This window comes from Pseudomonas sp. LBUM1674 (assembly GCF_059695635.1).
The window spans coordinates 4,084,994-4,104,013 of sequence record NZ_CP166779.1 but is presented as its reverse complement, the minus strand read 5'-3'; the positions used below and the strand labels follow the sequence as shown (position 1 = coordinate 4,104,013).

Genomic DNA, 19,020 nt, shown 5'->3' with positions numbered 1-19,020 from the left:
GTATATTATGATTGATGTCGAAAATATGAAAAAGAACGCTTGGGTATTATTTCTGGTGGCGGCTTTTTTTGGTCTTTTTGGACCATCTAATTTGAATTATTACTGGTGGTTTTACTCAGTATTCTTTGTGTTGTTTTTTTCTTGGACTCTGTATCTGATATACGTGTGTGAGCGATATGTAGTGTTTTTGGCGACTATGATTTTGGTCGGTGTTGCCATATTCTCGTTCCTGGCAAGTAGTCTGGCGTATGTGTCCGTTTCAAACTATACAGGTGGCGCGAACATAATTTCCATTGTTGGTGGATTGGCCCCGATTTTGGCGGTCGGTGCGGTACTTTCCATAATATTATTTACTAAGTCATCGTATTTTCCCTTCGAGTGCAAAGGCAATCGAGTTACTGTCCGGCGCAAAGAGCAGGGCAAGAAAAACTACCGCTTTGGATTAATTGCGGGGGCGTCGACCCTCACTGGTGGAATGTTTCTAAAGTCAGTTGACGCACTGACCAGCAATGTCGTTGCGATCGTAGGCTGTACAGCATGTTCAATAGCCATATTGATCTTGTTGCGCCACAGTATTCGAGGTCTGCGCACCCTCCATGCCCAAGAGCGAAGCATGTCTACTCCGTACACCTTCATACAAATCGACGAAATACGCGAGGCTCGCAGTCGCTGGTGGCTCGGCAGATTGTTTAAGCGGCTGGCATCCCTGCGTCACTCCCCAAGCGCCTGATGACCAACCGTTAGCGGTATTTGGACAGGCCGGTTACCCGAATATTGATTCCAGGAGTTGTACATGACAATGGACCTTTCATCCCTGTTTACGGCGCAGAACCGGCGCCTGTTCAAACTGACATTGGCGCTCAAGGGCGGGCAAGAACTGCTGCTTGAGTCCTTTTCGGGGTATGAGGGGTTGTCGGCAGGCTTCGGCTTCCAGCTGGAGCTGCTTTCGGACGACTCTGCCGTAAAACTCAAGACCGCCATGGGACAGTTGGCGACGATCGAGATCGAGCTCGCTACAGGTTCAAGTCGATTCATCAACGGGCATGTATTGAGTTTTGGTAGTAATGGTAGCGACGGTGGCATGTGCCGCTATTCGGCGGTCATTGGTTCCTGGCTTAGCTTGCTTGAGCAGCGGTTCGACTCCCGGATCTACCAGGATCAAACGGTCGAGCAAGTTATTTCAGAGGTTTTCAGCCGCTATGACGGGCTTGCCAAGTATGAGTTTCGTGTCCAACGTACGCTCAAACCACACAGCTATATCACTCAGTATCGGGAAAGTGATCGCCATTTTGTGATGCGCCTGCTGGAGCACGAAGGGCTTTTCTTCTACTTCGAGCACACCGCTGATAGTCACACGCTGATCATCATGGATGACTCATCCGTGTTGCCTGCTCTGCCCGAACAGCCGCAAGTGCGTTTTCATACGGCTTCGATCACTGAAACGGCTGATTCGATCACCCACTGGAGCGCAACAAGGGAGTTGCAGTCCAGCAAGATATCCGTCCAGACCTTCGACTACCGCCAACCTGGAAATCGCATTCCAGTCAGTATGAACAGCCTCAATCAGCAGGGCGATGTGCCTGCGTACGAGATCTACGATTTCATGGGCCAGTACACCCATGGAACCTACGAAGACGGCGAAGTGCTGGTGCGCAATCGCATCGAGGCGCTGGAACTCAACGGCAAGATTTTTTCAGGTGCGAGCAACTGCCGTGCGATGCGTCCTGGCTACACGTTCGAACTCACACAACACTATGAGCACGATAATGGCTCGGTTGAAGATCGACAGTTTTTGCTGATGCTTATCAAGCACCGAGGCAGCAATAATTACCTGTCTGGCGGCCAGGCCGGTTACGCCAACAGCATTGAATGCGTACGCAAGAAAATCAGATTCCGGCCTCAACTCGAAACGCTGACGCCATCGATCTCAGGCCCCCAAACCGCCATCGTCGTCGGTCCTCCGGGCGAGGAGATCTACACCGATGAACTCGGGCGCGTAAAAGTACAGTTCCACTGGGACCGTTACGGCGAGCACAACGACAAAAGCTCCTGCTGGGTCCGCGTCGCCCAGTCCGGTGCCAGCGGCGGCTTTGGCAGCATCCTCATTCCGCGGGTCGGCGATGAAGTGGTGGTGGTGTTCCTCGACGGCAACCCCGACCGCCCGCTGATCATGGGCAGCCTCTACAACAGCCAGAACATGCCGCCGTGGTCGTTGCCGGCGAACAAGACCCAGAGCGGGTTTTTGACGCGGTCGATGAAGGGCGATGGCGGTACGGCGAATTTTTTCCGCTTTGAAGACAAGGCCGGCGCCGAGCAGGTTATCGTGCATGCCGAACGCAACATGGACACCGAGATCGAGGTCGACGAGATCCATAGCGTTGGCAGCAATCGCACGATCACAGTGGGTGGCACGCACACTGAAACGATCAAGAAAGACACGGTGATGAATGTCCAGGAAGGCTCGTTGACGATTCAGGTCGATAACCAGTTCATTCAGGTCAATGCCAAGCAGCACATTATTTTGCAGGTGGGAGAGAGCAGCATCACGCTCACGCCGGACGGCATCGAGATCAAGGGCAAGGCGATCACCACGACCAGCACTGGCACCACCCAAATCACCGGCTCCGAAGTTCGGGTCAATGACTAGGAGCGCCTGCTAATGACCAGAACCAGTATCTACGATCGTATTTCCGCCAAGCGCATTGCGCTGGAGGAAGCGGCGCGTCTCGAGCAGCTAAATGCGCCGGTCGTTGTGCCAGCGCCCGAGCCGGAACCCGTTGCTGTCGTTGCGCTGCAAGATACGCCCAGCAGTTTCAACTTCGGCGGTTTTAATCTGGCATTTCCCGCCGGTTTCCACTTCCGCGATATCCAGACCACGCTCGAACACGAAGGCGAGCCGATCACCTTGACGATCAAGCGTCGTGATGTGGTGCGAGGCCAGAACCTGCAACACCTCTTCGACGCCGCCGTGCAAACGCTGCGCACGATTTACCCGGAGCTGCGCATCATTCGTCAACGCGACTACAGCGTGGCGGGCAGCGCCGCGAAGTGCGTGGATTTTCACTTCAGGATCGGTCACGCCGAACGCCACGGACGCCTCGTCGGCGCCATCGTTCCGGTGGCCGGGAGTGATGAAGTGCAATGGCTGAATATTTCCTGCGTGATAGATCCGACCAAGCCTTCGCTGAGTCTTTGGCTGGTTGATTTCGACAGCATGCTGGAAGGCCTCGCGGCCCGCTGATACCTACTTTTTTGGTTTAAGGAATTTACTCACATGGATTATGAATTGCAGGAAGGCAGCATCGCGTTGCCGCAGGGTTTCCAGGACCGCACGGTCAACATGTTTGTGCTGGGGGCGAGCATTCCTGCACCGTTGAGTATCACCATTTCCAGGGACATGCTCCTGCCCGGCGAGGCGCTCAAGGCCTACGTTGACCGCCAGGTGAAAATGCTCGCCTCCAAGCTGCGTGGCTACACCTTGCTGGGTAAGAAGGCGGTCGAGCTTTCCAGCACTGCACCGATCGAAGGTATCCAGATCGATGCGTACTACATGACTGATGGTCGCCCGTTCTATCAGCGTCAGGCGGCATTCCTGATTGAGCCGGGTCGTGCAATCATTTTCTCCACCACCGCCCAGGCTGACTTCAGCAGCGAGCAGAACCAGAACTGGGTAAACCTGCTGACTAGCTTTCAGCCTCGCCAGCCCGGCGTAAACAAGACCGACTCCAGCGAGCAGGAGTAACGGTCATGTTTGAAGCCGCAAGGTTTGGCGATGAAATCGCCCACACCAGTGCCCTGGGCGGGTTTCTGATCGGGGCCGCGCTCGGGATTGCCTTGGTTGCCGCGGTCGCAATCGCGACCTTCACCTGTGGGTTTGGTGTGGCTCTGTTGGCGGGTTTGGCCGCAGGCGTCGGAGGTAGCCTGCTGACTTCCTTGGGGGAGTCGATAGGCAGTAGTTTTTCATCGCCCTCCGGGACCATCGTCCTCGCATCGGCGAATGTCTTCATCAATAGTCGCAAGGCCGCCCATGTCGAAAAGAGCATTGCTGCCTGCGACAAACATCCCGGTCCGGTGCAAGTCGCTGAAGGCTCGACCAACGTCTTCATCAACGGCACTGCGGCGGCTCGCAAGGGTGACAAGCTCACCTGTGGAGCTACGATTTCCAGTGGCTCTGGCAACGTATTCATTGGCGGTGGCACCCACCGTTACCTGCCGGTAGACGACGAGATTCCGGGCTGGTTGCGCACCACGGTCGATATCCTGATGGCGGTCGCCGGAGCAGCGGGCGGTATTGCCCAACTGATCAAGGCCGGGACCCAGGCCGGTATGAAAGCGGTCATGCCCTGCGTGCTGAAATTCACTGCCGGTTTCGTCGCCGGTGAAGTCGCCAGTCGCTACGTCGTAGGGCCGGCCATCGAACGGGCAGTGGGCGGCCTGGTCGGCAACCCTGTCGACGCCACCACCGGGCGCAAGGTCATCCCTGACGAAACCGATTTCAGCCTCCCGGGCCTGATGCCCATCGAATGGTCGCGCTTCTACGCCAGCGACCTGGCCGTCGACAGTGTGCTCGGCAAGGGTTGGGTGCTGCCATGGGAACAAAGCCTGCGGCGCAGCGGCCGCTTCGTTTACCTGACCGACAACCAGGGGCGTACCGTGCCCTTCGTGGACGTGCAGCCGGGCGAGCGCTTCTACAACCCTCACGAGCAGGTCTATCTGGTTTGCACCGAAGGCGGACATTACCTGCTGCAAACCCTCGACAACATCTTCTTCTACTTCGGCGAGGTGCCGGACGACAACGCTCCTGTGCCGCTGCAGCGCATCGAAAACAGCCTGGGCCATTTCCTGCATTTCACCCGCACGGTCGAAGGCACCCTGACCGACATCAGCGCCACCGGCGGTATTCGGGTTCACCTGCATTACGACAATCCACTGGGTCGCCTGACCGATGTCAAACGCGTCGTCGACAATCAGGCCGTCGAAACCCTGGTGCAGTATTGCTACGACGATAACGGCCAGCTCATCGAAGTGATCAATCGCAACAACGATTCGGTCCGCCGTTTCAGCTACATCGATGGCGTCATGGCCAGTCACAGTAACGCCCTGGGTCTGACCTGCCATTACCGCTGGGAAACCCTCGGTGACCAGCCTCGCGTGGTGGAACACTGGACCAGCGATGGCGAGCACTTCCATTTTCGCTACGACTTGAACGCCCGCACCACCTGGATCACCGATGTGCTCGGGCGTGAAGCCGAGATTCACTACAACGGCGATCATCGCGTCACTGCCAGTCGCGATTTCGGTGGCGAGCACTACGTCATCGACATCGACGACACCGGCAACATGACAGGCCTCGCGCTGCCCGACGGCAATACCGTCAAGCTCAAGTACGACGACTACGCCCGACTGGTCGAAGAAACCGATCCACTCGGGCGCAAGATCAAGTACCACTATCACCACCTGACGACCTTGGTCACCCAGGTCGACTACCCCGACGGCAGCACCTGGAAAGCCCGCTACGACGCCAAGGGCAACCTCATCGCCGAAGTCGACGCGCTGGGCCACAAAACCGAATACCTCAACAGCGATGACGGATTGCCACACACCATCATCGACGCCACGCAAAAATCCAAATACCTGTGGTGGAACTCCCTGGCCCAGGTCGAGCGCTTCCAGGACTGCTCGGGCAAAAGCACCCGCTACCGCTTCGACGAGCGCCATCACCTGATCGCCGTCACCGACGCCCTGAACCAGACCACCACCCTGGAACGCAAACCCGACGGCGAAGTGCTGCGCATCCAGCACCCCAACGGCAGCGCCGAATCCTTCACCTACAACGCCCTCGGCCAGGTGCTGACGCACACCGATGGCAAAGGCCAGACCACGCGCCTGCTGCGCACCGCCCGCGGCCTGCCGAGCAGTCGCCAGGACGCCAAGGGCCAACGCATCCGCTACGAATACGACAAAGCCATCCGCCTGACCGCGCTGGTCAATGAAAACAATGCCGCTTACCAGTTTGCCTACGACGCCTCCGACCGCCTGGTCGAAGAAAAACGCATCGACAACCTGACCCGCCAGTTCAGCTACAACCTGGGCGGGCACCTGACCCGGGTGGACGAAATCGGCTACGGCGAACGCGCTGAACGGCCACAGCGCAGTACCGAATTTGAACGCGACGCGATTGGCCGACTACTGGCCAAACTCAACGCCGACGCCCGCCAGGACTACACCTACGACGATGCAGACCGCTTGCTGACCATCGAGCGCCTGCCCACCGCCAACGGCAAGAAACTCGGCGTCAGCGCGGAGAAACTCGATTTCACCTACGACCTGCTGGGCCGTCTGATCAAAGAGACCACGCCACAGGGCACCTTGTTCTACGACTACGATCCACTCAGCAACCTGACCACGCTGACCCTGCCGACGGGCCAACACCTGAACCACCTGTACTACGGCAGCGGCCACCTGCATCAACTCAACCTCGACGGCCAGCTCATCAGCGACATGGAACGCGATGATCTGCACCGCGAAGTGCTGCGCACCCAGGGCACGCTCACCAGTTGCTTCGGTTATGACGCGATGGGTCGCAAGGCCTGGCAATTCGCCTCGACTTTACCGGCGGAAAAACTCTCGCAACTCCACAACCCCGGCATCCAGCCGCAACTGCTGGTAGAGCACGCCTATAACCCGATCCATCGCCGTCACCAATACGATCCTGCCGGCGAGCTGACCCGCACCCTCGACAAACTGCGTGGCGAGATCAAGTACGAGTATGAGGCCAACGGTCAGCTACATAGCCGTGACACTGGCAAGTTGGTGGACAGTGAGGAGTTCAGGTACGACGCGGCGGCGAACCGGCTGAACTTCAACACCAGCCAGTTTGATCACGTGAAGGACAACCGGATCAAGCAGTGGCGCGATCAGGAATACAGCTACGACCCGTGGGGCAATCTGATCGAAAAGCGCATTGGTCTGACCACGTTGCAGACGTTTAGCTACGACTGTGAAAACCGCCTCGTCAAAGCTGAGACGCTGGTTAACAGCAAGCTTGAAAGTGTCGGCACCTACCGCTACGACAGCCTGGGCCGACGGGTAGGTAAAACCTCAATAAAAGACGGCAAAACCGAACAAAAAAACTTCCTCTGGCAAGGCCTGAGGATGCTGCGCGAAGAACAGCCGGGGCAGAGCAGCCTGTACATCTACGAGCCCGGCAGCTATGCGCCGCTGGCCCGCGTTGATCAAAGCGAAGGGGAAGAGCAGAAGCTTTACTACTTCCACACCGACCAGATCGGCACGCCGCTGGAAATGACTGACGCTGACGGAAGCATTGTCTGGCAAGCGACGTACAAGGCGTGGGGTTCCACCGAAGCGCTGGCGGTGAACGAGGTTGAGCAGAATCTGAGGTTTCAGGGGCAGTACTTCGACGACGAAACGGGGCTGCACTACAATACGTTTAGGTATTACGATCCGCAGGTTGGGCGGTTTATAACGCAGGATCCGATTGGGCTGGATGGTGGACTCAACCTTTATCGATACGTTACGAGTCCTACTGGTTGGATCGATCCTCTTGGATGGACTGGAATAGATGGAAGCGGCAGGCCGCTATCGAGCAGTCAGTATAGTGTGTGGACCAGTGTGGAAATGCCATCAGAAATTCATGCGTCTGACCGGCCGGTACACTTCCGGTATGCAAACGAAGAGTTATACAATCGGACGTTAAAATATCCAGAGCTGAAATCCTCTCTTCCACCTGAAGTGGTGACGCATATTCAGCCTGGGCCTAGAGGAGGATTTAAGCAAACCAGTCCGCCAAATCATTCTTGGCACCATAATGCTCAGACTCCTAAGGATATCGAGTTGATACCTAGGGCTCAGCATCAGGCGGCCGGACCGGTACAGCAAAGCCTCCATCCTAATCAGCAGGGTGGCTTCAAAAAATTGCAAAACTCTGCGTGTTGAGGTGAGTATGAAAACCTATAGTATTAGAGAAGTTTTAGAGAATATCGGGCAGATGCCAGAGACATGGTTTTATTTGCCAGCTACGACATGGACGTTGGATACGAAAGGAGCATTTTCTTTAGATAGTTGGGATTTTCCGCCCGACTCAACGGATTACCTTCCTCCACAGGTAGCTAGCGAGGGATGGAAGGCATCACTTGATAAAGCATCAATTGAAGATGTGATTTCAAATCTTGATCAGCAGTTACCTAGCCCAACAATTGATGAGTATTTTGAAGCGTTTAAGTTTTACTTTGAAAATGATGCGTTCATTGTTTTATAAGTTTTTCAGTTTTTAGAAGCAAGAGCAATGCGCTTGCTCGTTAGCGGCAAGCGCAGCTCTTTGAAGCTCATTAAGACACATCTTGACGTGATTGGGTTGCGTGAGTTGGGCGTCCCGCTAGGGCTAAATAAAAACTCTATCAGGGCAGGAGTGTGTTAATGAAACTGCTGACACCTTCAAATAATTAACCAGATAACTACTGGTTTTCTTATGATCGCGAGCATAGCCTTGATCACTTGAAGTTTTATGAGTGTAAAAAGATTTCTGCCTCTAAGCCTGCTCCAAAAATGACGTTGAAGAATAAGGTTTCTGTCGCGGCTATTCGCCGGTACGACTATTTATTTAGCGATGGACCGGATTTGGTAAGCTCTAGGCTTGCAGCAAAATCTAGTGGTGCCAAAGGAGTAGCATGTTGAAAAGTTTAAAGTGGGAGGCGAACCAAGTTCTAAGTGTTAAGGTTGGCGATAATTTGTTCACGCTTGCGCAGATGAGAATGAATTATCTGATGGAATTTTTCGATGTTTTCAGAAGTGATGAGGGTTGGGGAGGGGTAGATTTAAACAAGGAGAAAATAATTTTCTGTATTTTTGTATCTACAAAAAATCTCAAAGGTATATTTTCGGGTCAGGTGTCTAGTGGTGTTGTAGTTAATAGTCGTCCAATAAGAAGGCGGATGTTGTCTCCTGTTTTTGGTTCGTCAGGCAATAATGGAGCTAACTTGATTGACCTTACTGATGAATATACTAATATTGGTGCTGAGACGGTAAAAGCCTCGCTAACAACTGAGAAAGATTTACAGCTGATTTATGACTATGAGTCATGTGGGATGGCTGGAAACCCTGAAAGAATTTTAAACAGATTAAAGGTGTATCATGAAACTGGCGTGAACTGGGATGAGACTAAGGTGTTTCTGTTTCCTGATATAAAACCTCCGCAACCGTCACGTTGACCATTCTCAAGGAGTTTTCCCATGGATGCTATAGATACAGCGGTTTTATATCAGCAGCTCGATCTTCTGGATGGGGATGAGGAGTTTTTGGATAAAGTCAGACCGGTAATGTTTGAGTTGGTGCGAAATCTAGAAGCTTTGCCATGCTCAAGCTTCGGTAAAGGCGCGCTTCCCATGTTTAAACGCTGCATAGTCAGGCTAAATTCTTTCGAGGAAGACATTGAAACAGTGGAGCGGGAGTCATTGCTGGATGTTATTTATCGATTGGGCGAATTGGTAGGTTTAACTAGAGATAGTGAGTTTGCTGAGGCATGGCGCGGTGATTGGTAGTAGGGTGGGTTGTGCATTTTCGATTAGATAGCTAGCTTCATGTTTATAGTTTTCCGAATTTTTCTAAGCTCTTTTAAAATATGTAAAGCAGGTGGTTGCCAACCTTGTCTCAGCCACCTGTTACCCCTACTTTCATTATGGCCTTTGCATGCGTTGGCAGGGTTAATTGGCATAGCTTTTTAGCAATCACCTTCCGCAACATACAACAATATTTTGTTCAACTTCGCCGAAGTACTGACGACAACATCAACGTCCCGCTGCAGCGCATCGAAAACGCCCTCGGTCACTTCCTGCATTTCACCCACACCGTTGAAGGCAAGCTCACCGACATCAGCGCAACTGGCGGTGTGCGGGTGCACCTGCATTACGACAACCCGTTGGGCCGCCTGACCGACGTTAAACGCATCGTTGACAACCAGGCTGTTGAAACCCTGGTGCAGTATCGCTATGACGATAACGGCCAGCTCATCGAGGTGATCAATCGCAACCACGATTCGGTCCGCCGCTTCAGCTACATCGATGGCGTCATGGCCAGTCACAGTAACGCATTGGGCCTGACCTGCAATTACCGCTGGCAGACCCTCGGCGACCAGCCCCGCATGGTGGAGCACTGGACCAGCGATGGCGAGCACTTCCATTTTCGCTACGATTTGAACGCCCGCACCACCTGGATCACCGACGTGCTCGGGCGCGAAGCCGAGATCCACTACAACAGCGATCACCGCGTCACCACCAGCCGCGACTTCGGTGGCGAGCACTACGTCATCGACATCGACGACACCGGCAACATGACCGGCCTCACGTTGCCCGACGGCAATGTCGTCACGCTCAAGTACGACGAATACGCGCGACTGCTGGAAGAAACCGACCCGCTCGGGCGCAAGATCAAGTACCAGTATCACCACCTGACGACCCTGGTCACCCAGGTCGACTACCCCGACGGCAGCACCTGGAAAGCCCGCTACGACGCCAAGGGCAACCTGATCGCCGAAGTCGACGCGTTGGGCCACAAGATCGAATACCTCAACAGCGATGACGGCTTGCCACACACCATCATCGACGCCACGCAAAAATCCAAATACCTGTGGTGGAACACCCTGGCCCAGGTCGAACGCTTCCAGGACTGCTCGGGCAAAAACACCCGGTATCGCTTCGACGAGCGCCACCACCTCGTCGCCGTCACCGCCTATGACGCGTCCGACCGGTTGGTTGAAGAGAAACGCATCGACAACCTGACCCGCCAGTTCAGCCCCTACTGCTGGTGAAGCACGCCTACAACCCTATCCACCGCAAGGCTTAACCGAAATAATCCCATGATCAATCGCATACTTCACCAGCGCCGCCGGTTTATCGATGTTGAGTTTGCGCCGGATGCTCAGGCGATGGGTTTCCACGGTGCGCACGCTGATGTCGAGTTCCCGGGCCATTTCCTTGTTGTTCAGGCCTTGGGCCATTTTGTACAGCACCTGGCTCTCGCGGGGGGTCAGTTCGTTGTCGGTGCTTTTGTCGGCAATCAGCCGCTGGGCGATTTCGGCGCTGTAGAAGGTGCCGCCGCTGGCGATGGCTTCGATTGCCGCGATGATTTCCCGGGATGGCGAGTTCTTCAGCACATAGCCGCTGGCCCCCGCGCGCACGGACTCGCTCACGTACTCGTTGTTGTCGTACATGCTCAGCACCAGCACCTTGAGCGACGGGTACTGGCTGCGCAGCACCCGGGTCAACTCCAGCCCGTTCATGTCCTTGAGGCTGATGTCGACCAGCAACAGGTCCGGCTGGCAGCGGCCGACCATCTCGATCGCATCGGCGCCGTTCTCGGCTTCGCCCACCACTTCCAGGGGCGCCATCACCGCCAGCAGCGCTTTGATCCCGTCGCGGACCAGGGAGTGATCGTCGACCAGGGCGACGCGGATCGGGTAGGGCAGGTTCATTGCAGGCATTCACTCTTGTTGTGGGGACGACTCAGCGTTTTGTGCCGGGCATTTTCATCGGCAGCAGGACGTCCAGTTCACTTCTTCCCGGCATCGAGGTCAGGGCGAACTGGCCACCGAAATGCTCGACACGTTCGCGGATATTACGCAGGCCGATGCCGGCATGACGACGTTCAACCTGGGCGACGTTGAAGCCGATACCGTCATCGACCACCGTCAGGCGTACGCAGTCTTCAGCGCCGTGCAGGGTAATGGAAACGTTGCGGGCCCGGGCGTGGCGTTCGATGTTGGTCAGGCCTTCCTGGACGATGCGAAACAGCGAGACCGCGGCACCGTCGACCAGGTCGCAGGCGAATTCATTGTCGTCGTAGGTCACCACCAGGCCGCTGCGCTGCTCGAATTCGGCGGCGAGCTGGCCGATCGCCGCGGGCAGGCCCAGGGTGTCGAGCAAGGATGAGCGCAGGTCGTGGGACAGGCTGCGAACTTCGCCAATCGCGTCTCCCAGGCGTCGGGTGGCTTCCCTCAGGATGCCCAGGCCCTTGTCTTGTCCTTGGCCATTCTCGAGCACATGGCTGGCCAGTTCGAACTGGAACTTGATGGAGACCAGGACCTGGCTGATGCCGTCGTGCAGCTCACGGGACACCCGGGATCGCTCTTCTTCCTGCAGGCTGACGATGCGCTGGGTCAGGCGCTGCAGTTTTTTGTCGGCCAGTCGGTGTTCGCTGACGTTGAGGGTCATGCCGCTGGCGAACACCAATAGCACCGCCACCAGGGCCACGGCGGCAATCGCCAGCATGGTCTTGCGGATACCCATGGCCACTTCGTCACGGGCCTGCTGGGTGGCGCGTTCGACGTCTTCCAGGTAGATGCCGGTGCCGAGCATCCAGCCCCAACGATCCAGCATTACCACGTAGGCGAGCTTGTCGGTGACCTGGCCGGAGGAGGGTTTGTTCCAGGCGTAGCGTTGGAAGCCTTCGCCCGACTGCGCAGTGTTGAGCAGCGCCTGGATCACCGGCAGGCCGTGGGGGTCTTTCATGTCCCACAAGTCTTTGCCGACCAGATCCGACTGGCGCGCGTGCATCAGGCTGCGACCCTCGCGGTCGTAGACGAAGAAATAGCCATTGACGCCGAAGCTGAGCTTGCGCAGTTCTTCCAGCACTTGTTGCTGGGCCTGGGCGTCACCATGGCCGTCGTCGTAGAGCGGGGCGATCAGGCTTTGCGCCATTTCGACGTAGTTTTTCAGCTCGGCGCGCTTGCTGGCCAAAATGCTGTCTTCGATCAGTTGCGCCTGTTGATCGCCCAGTTGGCGGTTCAGGGAAATCACCAGGGCGCAGATGACGGCGATCGCCAGTACCAGCGGCAGGATGCCGAGCGCGACGATTTTGTGTTTGAGCTGCATCTGGGCTCCTGACCGGGCCGAAGGCGGCGATGGCTGGGCATGATATGCCAAAGAGGTGCGCGGCCAGTAGCGGTGGTGACGGAATGACCGCTGTCAGGATCTGTTCGTTGAAATGCAAAACCCCTGTGGGAGCGAGCCTGCTCGCGAATGCGGTCTGTCATTCAACATCCATGTCGCCTGATATACCGCATTCGCGAGCAGGCTCGCTCCCACAGGTTTTGCGTTTCAACCGATAGACCAGCGTTATCTACGTAGAACTACGTAGAGGCCGCGTACGTAGTAACGCGGATTTATTTGTGGACGGCATGCGCGGATATTGGGCCAGCTCCGCTCAGCGGACACAATTATAAAAATTACCGCCGCAGTCCACTGGCTGTCGGCAGGAGACACGCTATGCCCCGTCTGGCTAAACACCTCGCCTGGTTTGCCGTGGCTGTCCTGGGAGCGTTCGCGCTGAGTGTCGTGGCCCTGCGCCGCGGCGAAGCCATCAACGCCCTGTGGATCGTAGTCGCAGCAGTCGCTATCTACCTCGTCGCATACCGCTACTACAGCCTGTTCATCGCCAATAAAGTGATGCAGCTCGATCCCAATCGAGCGACCCCCGCCGTGCTCAACAATGATGGTCTGGACTTTGTGCCGACCAACAAACACGTACTCTTCGGTCACCACTTCGCGGCGATTGCCGGCGCGGGGCCGCTGGTGGGTCCGGTCCTGGCCGCGCAGATGGGTTATCTGCCCGGTACGCTGTGGCTGATTGCCGGGGTGGTGCTGGCTGGCGCGGTGCAGGACTTCATGGTCCTGTTCCTGTCCACCCGCCGTAACGGCCGCTCCCTGGGCGACATGGTCCGTGAAGAAATGGGCCGCATCCCCGGTACCATCGCGCTGTTCGGCTGCTTCCTGATCATGATCATCATCCTCGCGGTGCTCGCGCTGATCGTGGTCAAGGCCCTGGCTGAAAGCCCATGGGGCATGTTCACGGTGATGGCGACCATCCCGATCGCGATGTTCATGGGCATTTATATGCGCTACATCCGTCCGGGTCGCATCGGTGAAATCTCCGTGGTCGGTGTGGCGCTGCTGCTCGGTTCGATCTGGCTCGGTGGGCAGATTGCCGCCGATCCGGTCTGGGCCAAGGCGTTCAGCTTCACTGGCGTGCAGATTACGTGGATGCTGGTCGGTTACGGTTTCGTGGCCGCCTCGTTACCGGTCTGGCTGATCCTGGCACCCCGTGACTACCTGTCGACCTTCCTCAAGATCGGCACTATCGTCGCCCTGGCGATCGGCATCCTGGTCACCATGCCCGAGCTGAAAATGCCGGCATTGACCCAGTTCATCGACGGTACGGGACCTGTGTGGAAGGGCGGTCTGTTCCCGTTCCTGTTCATCACCATCGCCTGTGGTGCGGTCTCGGGTTTCCACGCGCTGATTGCTTCGGGCACCACGCCCAAGCTGCTGGCCAGCGAAGGCCATGCCCGTTACATCGGGTACGGTGGCATGCTGATGGAATCCTTCGTGGCGATCATGGCGATGGTTGCCGCTTCGGTGATCGAGCCAGGCGTGTACTTCGCCATGAACAGCCCGGCAGCGATTGTTGGCTCCGATGCTGTTACGGTGGCGCAGACCGTCAGCAGCTGGGGTTTTGCAATTACCCCGGAAGCCTTGCAAGCGGTGGCCAAGGACATCGGTGAGACCACCATCCTGGCCCGTGCCGGCGGTGCGCCGACCCTGGCGGTCGGTATCGCGCAGATCCTGCACAGTGTCCTGCCGGGTGAAAACACCATGGCGTTCTGGTACCACTTCGCGATCCTGTTCGAAGCGCTGTTCATCCTCACCGCGGTAGACGCCGGTACCCGTGCCGGACGCTTCATGCTCCAGGATTTGCTCGGCTCCTTCGTGCCGGCACTGAAACGCACCGAGTCCTGGACCGCCAACCTGATCGCCACCGCCGGTTGCGTGGCCATGTGGGGTTACCTGCTGTACCAAGGGGTGATCGATCCGCTGGGCGGCATCAACACCTTGTGGCCGCTGTTCGGTATCTCCAACCAGATGCTGGCCGGGATCGCGCTGATGCTGGCGACGGTGGTGCTGATCAAGATGAAGCGTCAACGCTACGTGTGGGTCACCATGCTGCCAGCAGTCTGGCTGCTGATCTGCACCACCACTGCCGGTTTTATCAAGCTGTTCGACGCCAACCCGGCGATCGGTTTCCTCGCGCTGGCGAAGAAATACAGCGATGCCCTGGCCAACGGTCAGGTGCTGGCACCGGCCAAGAACATCGACCAGATGCAGCACGTGATCTACAACGCCTACACCAACGCCACGCTGACGGCGCTGTTCCTGTTGGTGGTGTTCAGCATCCTGTTCTTTGCACTCAAGGTCGGTATTGCCGCCTGGGGCACCAAGGAACGTACGGATAAAGAAGCACCGTTCCAGGCCCTGCCGGATGCTTGATCGAGGAGTGCAGCATGTTCAATGACCTGAGTCGCCTGGGTAAATACCTCGGTCAGGCCGCGCGCCTGATGGTCGGCATGCCCGACTACGACAACTACGTGGAGCATATGCAGAACAAACACCCGGACAAACCGGTGATGAGCTACGAAATATTTTTTCGCGAACGTCAGGAAGCCCGTTACGGCAGCAAGAGCGGTCCGAAGTGTTGTTGATGGTTGCCAGCGTTCTTTATTGAACTTGTATCAAGTACCAAAAACGAAAACGCCGCTCATTCGAGCGGCGTTTTTCGTTTGCGCGGGATAAAGCAAGTTCGGAAATAAACATATAGCCGCTCTATTTTCCTCCTTATTATCGACAGCTTGTTGACGCCAGAAATTGTGCTGCCCCGGTTGCATCTAAAAGCGATTGGCCTTAGTGCAAAACAGTTGAGCGGGTTATTGAAGCGTCAGCCATAAATAACAACTAGATCAGGCAAATCAATCGCTAAGCGGCGCTGTGGGCCAGTGAGCAAGAAAGCGGCAGAAAACTGACAAACAAAAAAAACAGTCATATCCTCCCCCTATAAGTCGGTGATACATCATGATCAAGATCATGGCGTGCTTGCTAATGGGAGCTCTTACTGCAGGATGCAACGGCATCGTTAAACCCGATTTTTCGGGCACCATTAACGATTCATACTTTCTAGTCTTCTCGGGCTTTCCATTGGCGTATGTCTATATGGCTTCGGCGGTGCAATGGAACGAGGACTACGCCGTCACCACTCGCCATACGCCGTTGATCCCCAACGTGAAGTACAGCTGCAGCACAGGTTGCGACCTGGTGTTCTTCCAGCACAAGGCTAATGGCCGCTTCCCGTCCTGGCGCGCGCCGCGTGTGGGCGAGCGCATCACGGCCGTGGGGGGCAGCCCTTATCTGATCACTACCACCGGCAAGGGCAAGGTGTATCCAACGCCTTTCATCAATACCGATGAACACAGTGGCGATCTGTACGGTATCCATGACGCCCCGTTGGTCAAGGGCATGTCGGGTGGGCCGGTCGTCGCCAGTGACGGCAGTGTGGTCGGCATCAATATCGGTTTCTATTCCACAACATTGAACGATGTGAGCGCCCACCCCGGGGTCAATACCGCCGAGAGGATGAGTATCTTTGTGCCTTACTCGATCGTTCTACGCGAGTGGGGGTTGTTGCAGGCGAAGCTCGATGATCCGAACGGCACGAAATATGTCACGAAGTAGGGGCTTCTTTGCGGGGTTGGAATGGTGCAGGGCGGTGCCCAACGGATGGGTGCCGCAGGCATTTGCCGCTACTTGCCCGTCGGGGCCTGTTACCAGTGCCGCCTAAGGCCTGGCCGTGTCGCGGGGATGAATTCGAGCGTTTGCAGGTTCAGCAGGGTGAAGTGACCGCGTTCCGGCAGCCAGCCGCCGGTGTCGATGTGGTAGACATTGCCCAGGATGACCGGCTGGGGCAGGGGTGTATGACCTACCACCACAGCGCGCACCCCCGACACGCCGCCGGGGTCGCTGTCGGTGATGCGCTGGCGGGACCACTGCAGGGTCGTGGCTATCTGTTCGGCCTCCAGCGCTGAGCCGGATAACGCTTCAGTCATAGCTTGCCAGCTGCCCCGTGGGACATCCGCGTGCACGATGCCGATCAGGCCTTGCGTCGTCTCGACCTCAATCACCAAAGGCAAGTCAGCGAGGATGCCGGCGTAATAGGCTTGCTCGACGCCCGACAGGCCGTAGAACCAGGCGCCACCATTGACAAAGTGCAGGCTGCGTTCAGCACTGGTGCGGCCGGCGGCGTGGGAATCGACGGTCATCTGCTCGTGGTTGCCCCGCACTGCATGAAACCAGGGCTTGCGCAGCAGCCATTGATCGACGTCCAGTGTTTGCGGCCCGCGGTCGACCAGATCGCCCACGCTGAACAGGCGGTCGATGGAAGGGTTGAATCCGGCAGCGTCCAATGCAGTCTGCAGCCGGGCGAAGTGGCCGTGAATGTCGCCCACGGCAAGGTCGCGGCCGACAGGATTGGCGGCGAAGCGCTGCACTTCTCTGGTTTCGAACATGGCAATGCCTTGCCCACCACACACCGGCGGGCTGGTAGTCCGTTTAGTTTAGGCCAGGAAGTGGGGATCGACAGGTAGGTGTCGGTGCCGGTCTGGCTGGCGGACAGCAAGCCATCAAGTTACCCGACACCGATCAAGCAAAGTCAGAAGCCGGTAGCTTGTCCGAGATTGTTGTCTTGCGCGCCAGCGATGAGGTGCAGGGGAATGTGTGGCTGTTCATCAATGGATGAGACTTCAAAACCTCCCACCACCTGGGGCTGTCGCTCGCACACTTCGGTCGACTCTCCAGCCAGTATTTTAGCCATTCTTGCGTGATTCGCGGCGATTTCATTGAGAGTTGACATGTTACATCCCCCGGGTGACTGACCAAGCGTATCGCTGGCGTCCTTGAACATTGATTTGAGTGCTGCCGCGTCAGAATTACGTCGATCTGGAGCTGCTACGACCGGCCTTTGCAATCCTTGAGCCAGAGAGGGTTGGGTAATTGACGCTACCCACAGCATAGGCGACGAATGGTGGTTTTGCGTTACAAGGCGGGTGGTTTTGGGGGTGACTTGCCCGGGCGCCTTCGCTGGCAAGCTCCTACAAGGTCATTGGCGTACACGGATCCTGTGTTTGGCCGGTGCTTTTTAGAACCGATACTCGGCCGGAACCTGGTGGGCGATGAAGTGCTGCATGTGTTCGAAAAAGCGGGTCTGCAGTTTCGACGTCGGCCCCTGCACCGGCAACAGCATGCTGAAATCCATTTCAATCGCCGGCTCGAACGCCCTGAACACGACGCCGTTGCCGCGGTACTCGACCGCGCTGATGGCGTCGACCAGCGCGACCCCAAGCCCTTGTTCGACGAAGGTGCACATGGGCAGCGACAGTTGGGTTTCCAGGCGCAGTTCGCGCTCGACCCCATACGCGGCAAATATCGAGTCAATGTGCTGGCGCGAGCCGATGGATTGCGGATAGGAAATGAACGCCTCGCCTTGCAGATCCTCGGGATGGATCGTGGTCTTTTCCTGCAAGCGATGGTTCGCCGGCAGTGCGCAGAGCATGCGGGTGGCCAGGAGTTTTTCTGCGCGCGGGCTGGGGTAGGTATTGGGCAGGACGATGATGCCCAGGTCGCAGCGCTGGCCGACCACCAGGTCCACGACCTCGCGCGATGAATGCACCACCAGCGAGATCTGCACGTGCTCATGCTCGGCCATGAACGCGGCGATGGCGCGCGGCAGGAATGAAAGCCCCATGGCCGGGGCGCTGGCAATGTGCAGTGAACCGCGTTTCAGGCTGCGGATGTCCTGCGCCGTCCGGGCAATGCGTTCGACCCCGAGCAACGACCGTTGTACTTCCTGGTACAGCGTCATGGCTTCGGCGGTCGGTTGCAGCCGGCCCTTGAGCCGGTTGAACAAACTGAAGCCGATGTCCTCCTCAAGGCTGGCAATCAGTCGCGTCGCCGCAGGTTGCGAGATGTGCAGCATCTCGGCGGCACGGGTGACGGTCTGGCCCAGGATGACCGCGCGAAAGGCCTCCAGCTGACGAAGATTCATGGCGGGTATCCTTGGGTAATATCCATAACAAAAAGACATGACCTTGGCAAAATAAAGCATTTTTCAAGCCGCTGACAGCTCTCT

16 protein-coding genes and 1 pseudogene are annotated in these 19,020 nt (G+C 56.9%); 12 read left to right on the top strand and 5 right to left on the bottom strand.

Going from position 1 to position 19,020, the window contains the following annotated elements:
• Positions 1-7 precede the first annotated feature (7 nt).
• The 9 genes and pseudogenes from ACA067_RS18790 to ACA067_RS18750 all read left to right on the top strand — a co-directional run.
• Positions 8-730 (top strand): hypothetical protein, encoded by a 723-nt coding sequence (locus ACA067_RS18790; protein WP_497457948.1) that lies wholly within the window; start codon positions 8-10, stop codon positions 728-730.
• A gap of 63 nt (positions 731-793) precedes the next feature.
• Positions 794-2,647 (top strand): type VI secretion system tip protein TssI/VgrG, encoded by a 1,854-nt coding sequence (gene tssI, locus ACA067_RS18785; RefSeq protein WP_497457947.1) that lies wholly within the window; start codon positions 794-796, stop codon positions 2,645-2,647.
• A 12-nt stretch (positions 2,648-2,659) separates the two neighbouring features.
• Positions 2,660-3,241 carry a hypothetical protein gene (locus tag ACA067_RS18780; RefSeq protein WP_497457946.1) on the top strand — a complete coding sequence of 194 codons (582 nt, stop codon included), beginning with the start codon at positions 2,660-2,662 and terminating at the stop codon, positions 3,239-3,241.
• A 33-nt stretch (positions 3,242-3,274) separates the two neighbouring features.
• Entirely contained in the window at positions 3,275-3,742 is a 468-nt protein-coding gene (locus tag ACA067_RS18775; RefSeq protein WP_497457945.1) for a DcrB-related protein, read from the top strand.
• Between the two features lie 5 nt (positions 3,743-3,747).
• A complete protein-coding gene (locus ACA067_RS18770; protein WP_497457944.1) occupies positions 3,748-7,956 on the top strand; it encodes an RHS repeat-associated core domain-containing protein in 4,209 nt (1,402 codons plus the stop codon).
• 7 nt (positions 7,957-7,963) lie between these two features.
• Positions 7,964-8,278: a DUF7716 domain-containing protein gene (locus ACA067_RS18765; RefSeq protein ID WP_169374135.1), complete on the top strand. Its 315-nt coding sequence runs from the start codon at positions 7,964-7,966 to the stop codon at positions 8,276-8,278.
• A gap of 409 nt (positions 8,279-8,687) precedes the next feature.
• Positions 8,688-9,227 carry a DUF8309 domain-containing protein gene (locus ACA067_RS18760; RefSeq protein ID WP_497457943.1) on the top strand — a complete coding sequence of 180 codons (540 nt, stop codon included), beginning with the start codon at positions 8,688-8,690 and terminating at the stop codon, positions 9,225-9,227.
• A 21-nt stretch (positions 9,228-9,248) separates the two neighbouring features.
• Entirely contained in the window at positions 9,249-9,557 is a 309-nt protein-coding gene (locus ACA067_RS18755) for a hypothetical protein (RefSeq protein ID WP_497457942.1), read from the top strand.
• Positions 9,558-9,770: 213 nt separating this feature from the next.
• A pseudogene (locus ACA067_RS18750) lies at positions 9,771-10,741 on the top strand (type IV secretion protein Rhs); the annotation flags it as partial.
• A gap of 96 nt (positions 10,742-10,837) precedes the next feature.
• Here the strand turns inward: ACA067_RS18750 and ACA067_RS18745 are convergent.
• Positions 10,838-11,485: a response regulator gene (locus ACA067_RS18745; RefSeq protein WP_497457941.1), complete on the bottom strand. Its 648-nt coding sequence runs from the start codon at positions 11,483-11,485 to the stop codon at positions 10,838-10,840.
• A 31-nt stretch (positions 11,486-11,516) separates the two neighbouring features.
• Complete coding sequence (locus tag ACA067_RS18740; protein ID WP_497457940.1) at positions 11,517-12,884, bottom strand: cache domain-containing protein; 1,368 nt, start codon at positions 12,882-12,884, stop codon at positions 11,517-11,519.
• 393 nt (positions 12,885-13,277) lie between these two features.
• Between ACA067_RS18740 and ACA067_RS18735 the strand changes: the two genes are divergently transcribed.
• The 3 genes from ACA067_RS18735 (at position 13,278) to ACA067_RS18725 (ending at position 16,571) form a co-directional block, all read left to right on the top strand.
• On the top strand, positions 13,278-15,335 hold the full coding sequence (locus ACA067_RS18735) for a carbon starvation CstA family protein (RefSeq protein ID WP_497457939.1): 2,058 nt from the start codon (positions 13,278-13,280) through the stop codon (positions 15,333-15,335).
• 14 nt (positions 15,336-15,349) lie between these two features.
• A complete protein-coding gene (locus tag ACA067_RS18730) occupies positions 15,350-15,547 on the top strand; it encodes a YbdD/YjiX family protein (RefSeq protein WP_150787983.1) in 198 nt (65 codons plus the stop codon).
• Between the two features lie 367 nt (positions 15,548-15,914).
• Complete coding sequence (locus tag ACA067_RS18725) at positions 15,915-16,571, top strand: S1 family serine peptidase (protein ID WP_497457938.1); 657 nt, start codon at positions 15,915-15,917, stop codon at positions 16,569-16,571.
• An 89-nt stretch (positions 16,572-16,660) separates the two neighbouring features.
• Here the strand turns inward: ACA067_RS18725 and ACA067_RS18720 are convergent, their stop codons facing one another.
• The 3 genes from ACA067_RS18720 to ACA067_RS18710 form a co-directional block, all read right to left on the bottom strand.
• On the bottom strand, positions 16,661-17,401 hold the full coding sequence (locus tag ACA067_RS18720; RefSeq protein ID WP_497457937.1) for a metallophosphoesterase: 741 nt from the start codon (positions 17,399-17,401) through the stop codon (positions 16,661-16,663).
• A 143-nt stretch (positions 17,402-17,544) separates the two neighbouring features.
• Positions 17,545-17,745 (bottom strand): hypothetical protein, encoded by a 201-nt coding sequence (locus ACA067_RS18715; protein WP_497457936.1) that lies wholly within the window; start codon positions 17,743-17,745, stop codon positions 17,545-17,547.
• 285 nt (positions 17,746-18,030) lie between these two features.
• Positions 18,031-18,936 (bottom strand): LysR substrate-binding domain-containing protein, encoded by a 906-nt coding sequence (locus tag ACA067_RS18710; protein ID WP_497457935.1) that lies wholly within the window; start codon positions 18,934-18,936, stop codon positions 18,031-18,033.
• Positions 18,937-19,020 lie beyond the last annotated feature (84 nt).

What these genes read in the sequence shown, in the direction of transcription:
- ACA067_RS18790 (WP_497457948.1), top strand. Translation starts at nt 8, where the DNA reads ATGATTGATGTCGAAAATATGAAAAAGAACGCTTGGGTATTATTTCTG.
- tssI (WP_497457947.1), top strand. Translation starts at nt 794, where the DNA reads ATGACAATGGACCTTTCATCCCTGTTTACGGCGCAGAACCGGCGCCTG.
- ACA067_RS18780 (WP_497457946.1), top strand. Translation starts at nt 2,660, where the DNA reads ATGACCAGAACCAGTATCTACGATCGTATTTCCGCCAAGCGCATTGCG.
- ACA067_RS18775 (WP_497457945.1), top strand. Translation starts at nt 3,275, where the DNA reads ATGGATTATGAATTGCAGGAAGGCAGCATCGCGTTGCCGCAGGGTTTC.
- ACA067_RS18770 (WP_497457944.1), top strand. Translation starts at nt 3,748, where the DNA reads ATGTTTGAAGCCGCAAGGTTTGGCGATGAAATCGCCCACACCAGTGCC.
- ACA067_RS18765 (WP_169374135.1), top strand. Translation starts at nt 7,964, where the DNA reads ATGAAAACCTATAGTATTAGAGAAGTTTTAGAGAATATCGGGCAGATG.
- ACA067_RS18760 (WP_497457943.1), top strand. Translation starts at nt 8,688, where the DNA reads ATGTTGAAAAGTTTAAAGTGGGAGGCGAACCAAGTTCTAAGTGTTAAG.
- ACA067_RS18755 (WP_497457942.1), top strand. Translation starts at nt 9,249, where the DNA reads ATGGATGCTATAGATACAGCGGTTTTATATCAGCAGCTCGATCTTCTG.
- ACA067_RS18745 (WP_497457941.1), bottom strand. Translation starts at nt 11,485, where the DNA reads ATGAACCTGCCCTACCCGATCCGCGTCGCCCTGGTCGACGATCACTCC.
- ACA067_RS18740 (WP_497457940.1), bottom strand. Translation starts at nt 12,884, where the DNA reads ATGCAGCTCAAACACAAAATCGTCGCGCTCGGCATCCTGCCGCTGGTA.
- ACA067_RS18735 (WP_497457939.1), top strand. Translation starts at nt 13,278, where the DNA reads ATGCCCCGTCTGGCTAAACACCTCGCCTGGTTTGCCGTGGCTGTCCTG.
- ACA067_RS18730 (WP_150787983.1), top strand. Translation starts at nt 15,350, where the DNA reads ATGTTCAATGACCTGAGTCGCCTGGGTAAATACCTCGGTCAGGCCGCG.
- ACA067_RS18725 (WP_497457938.1), top strand. Translation starts at nt 15,915, where the DNA reads ATGATCAAGATCATGGCGTGCTTGCTAATGGGAGCTCTTACTGCAGGA.
- ACA067_RS18720 (WP_497457937.1), bottom strand. Translation starts at nt 17,401, where the DNA reads ATGTTCGAAACCAGAGAAGTGCAGCGCTTCGCCGCCAATCCTGTCGGC.
- ACA067_RS18715 (WP_497457936.1), bottom strand. Translation starts at nt 17,745, where the DNA reads ATGTCAACTCTCAATGAAATCGCCGCGAATCACGCAAGAATGGCTAAA.
- ACA067_RS18710 (WP_497457935.1), bottom strand. Translation starts at nt 18,936, where the DNA reads ATGAATCTTCGTCAGCTGGAGGCCTTTCGCGCGGTCATCCTGGGCCAG.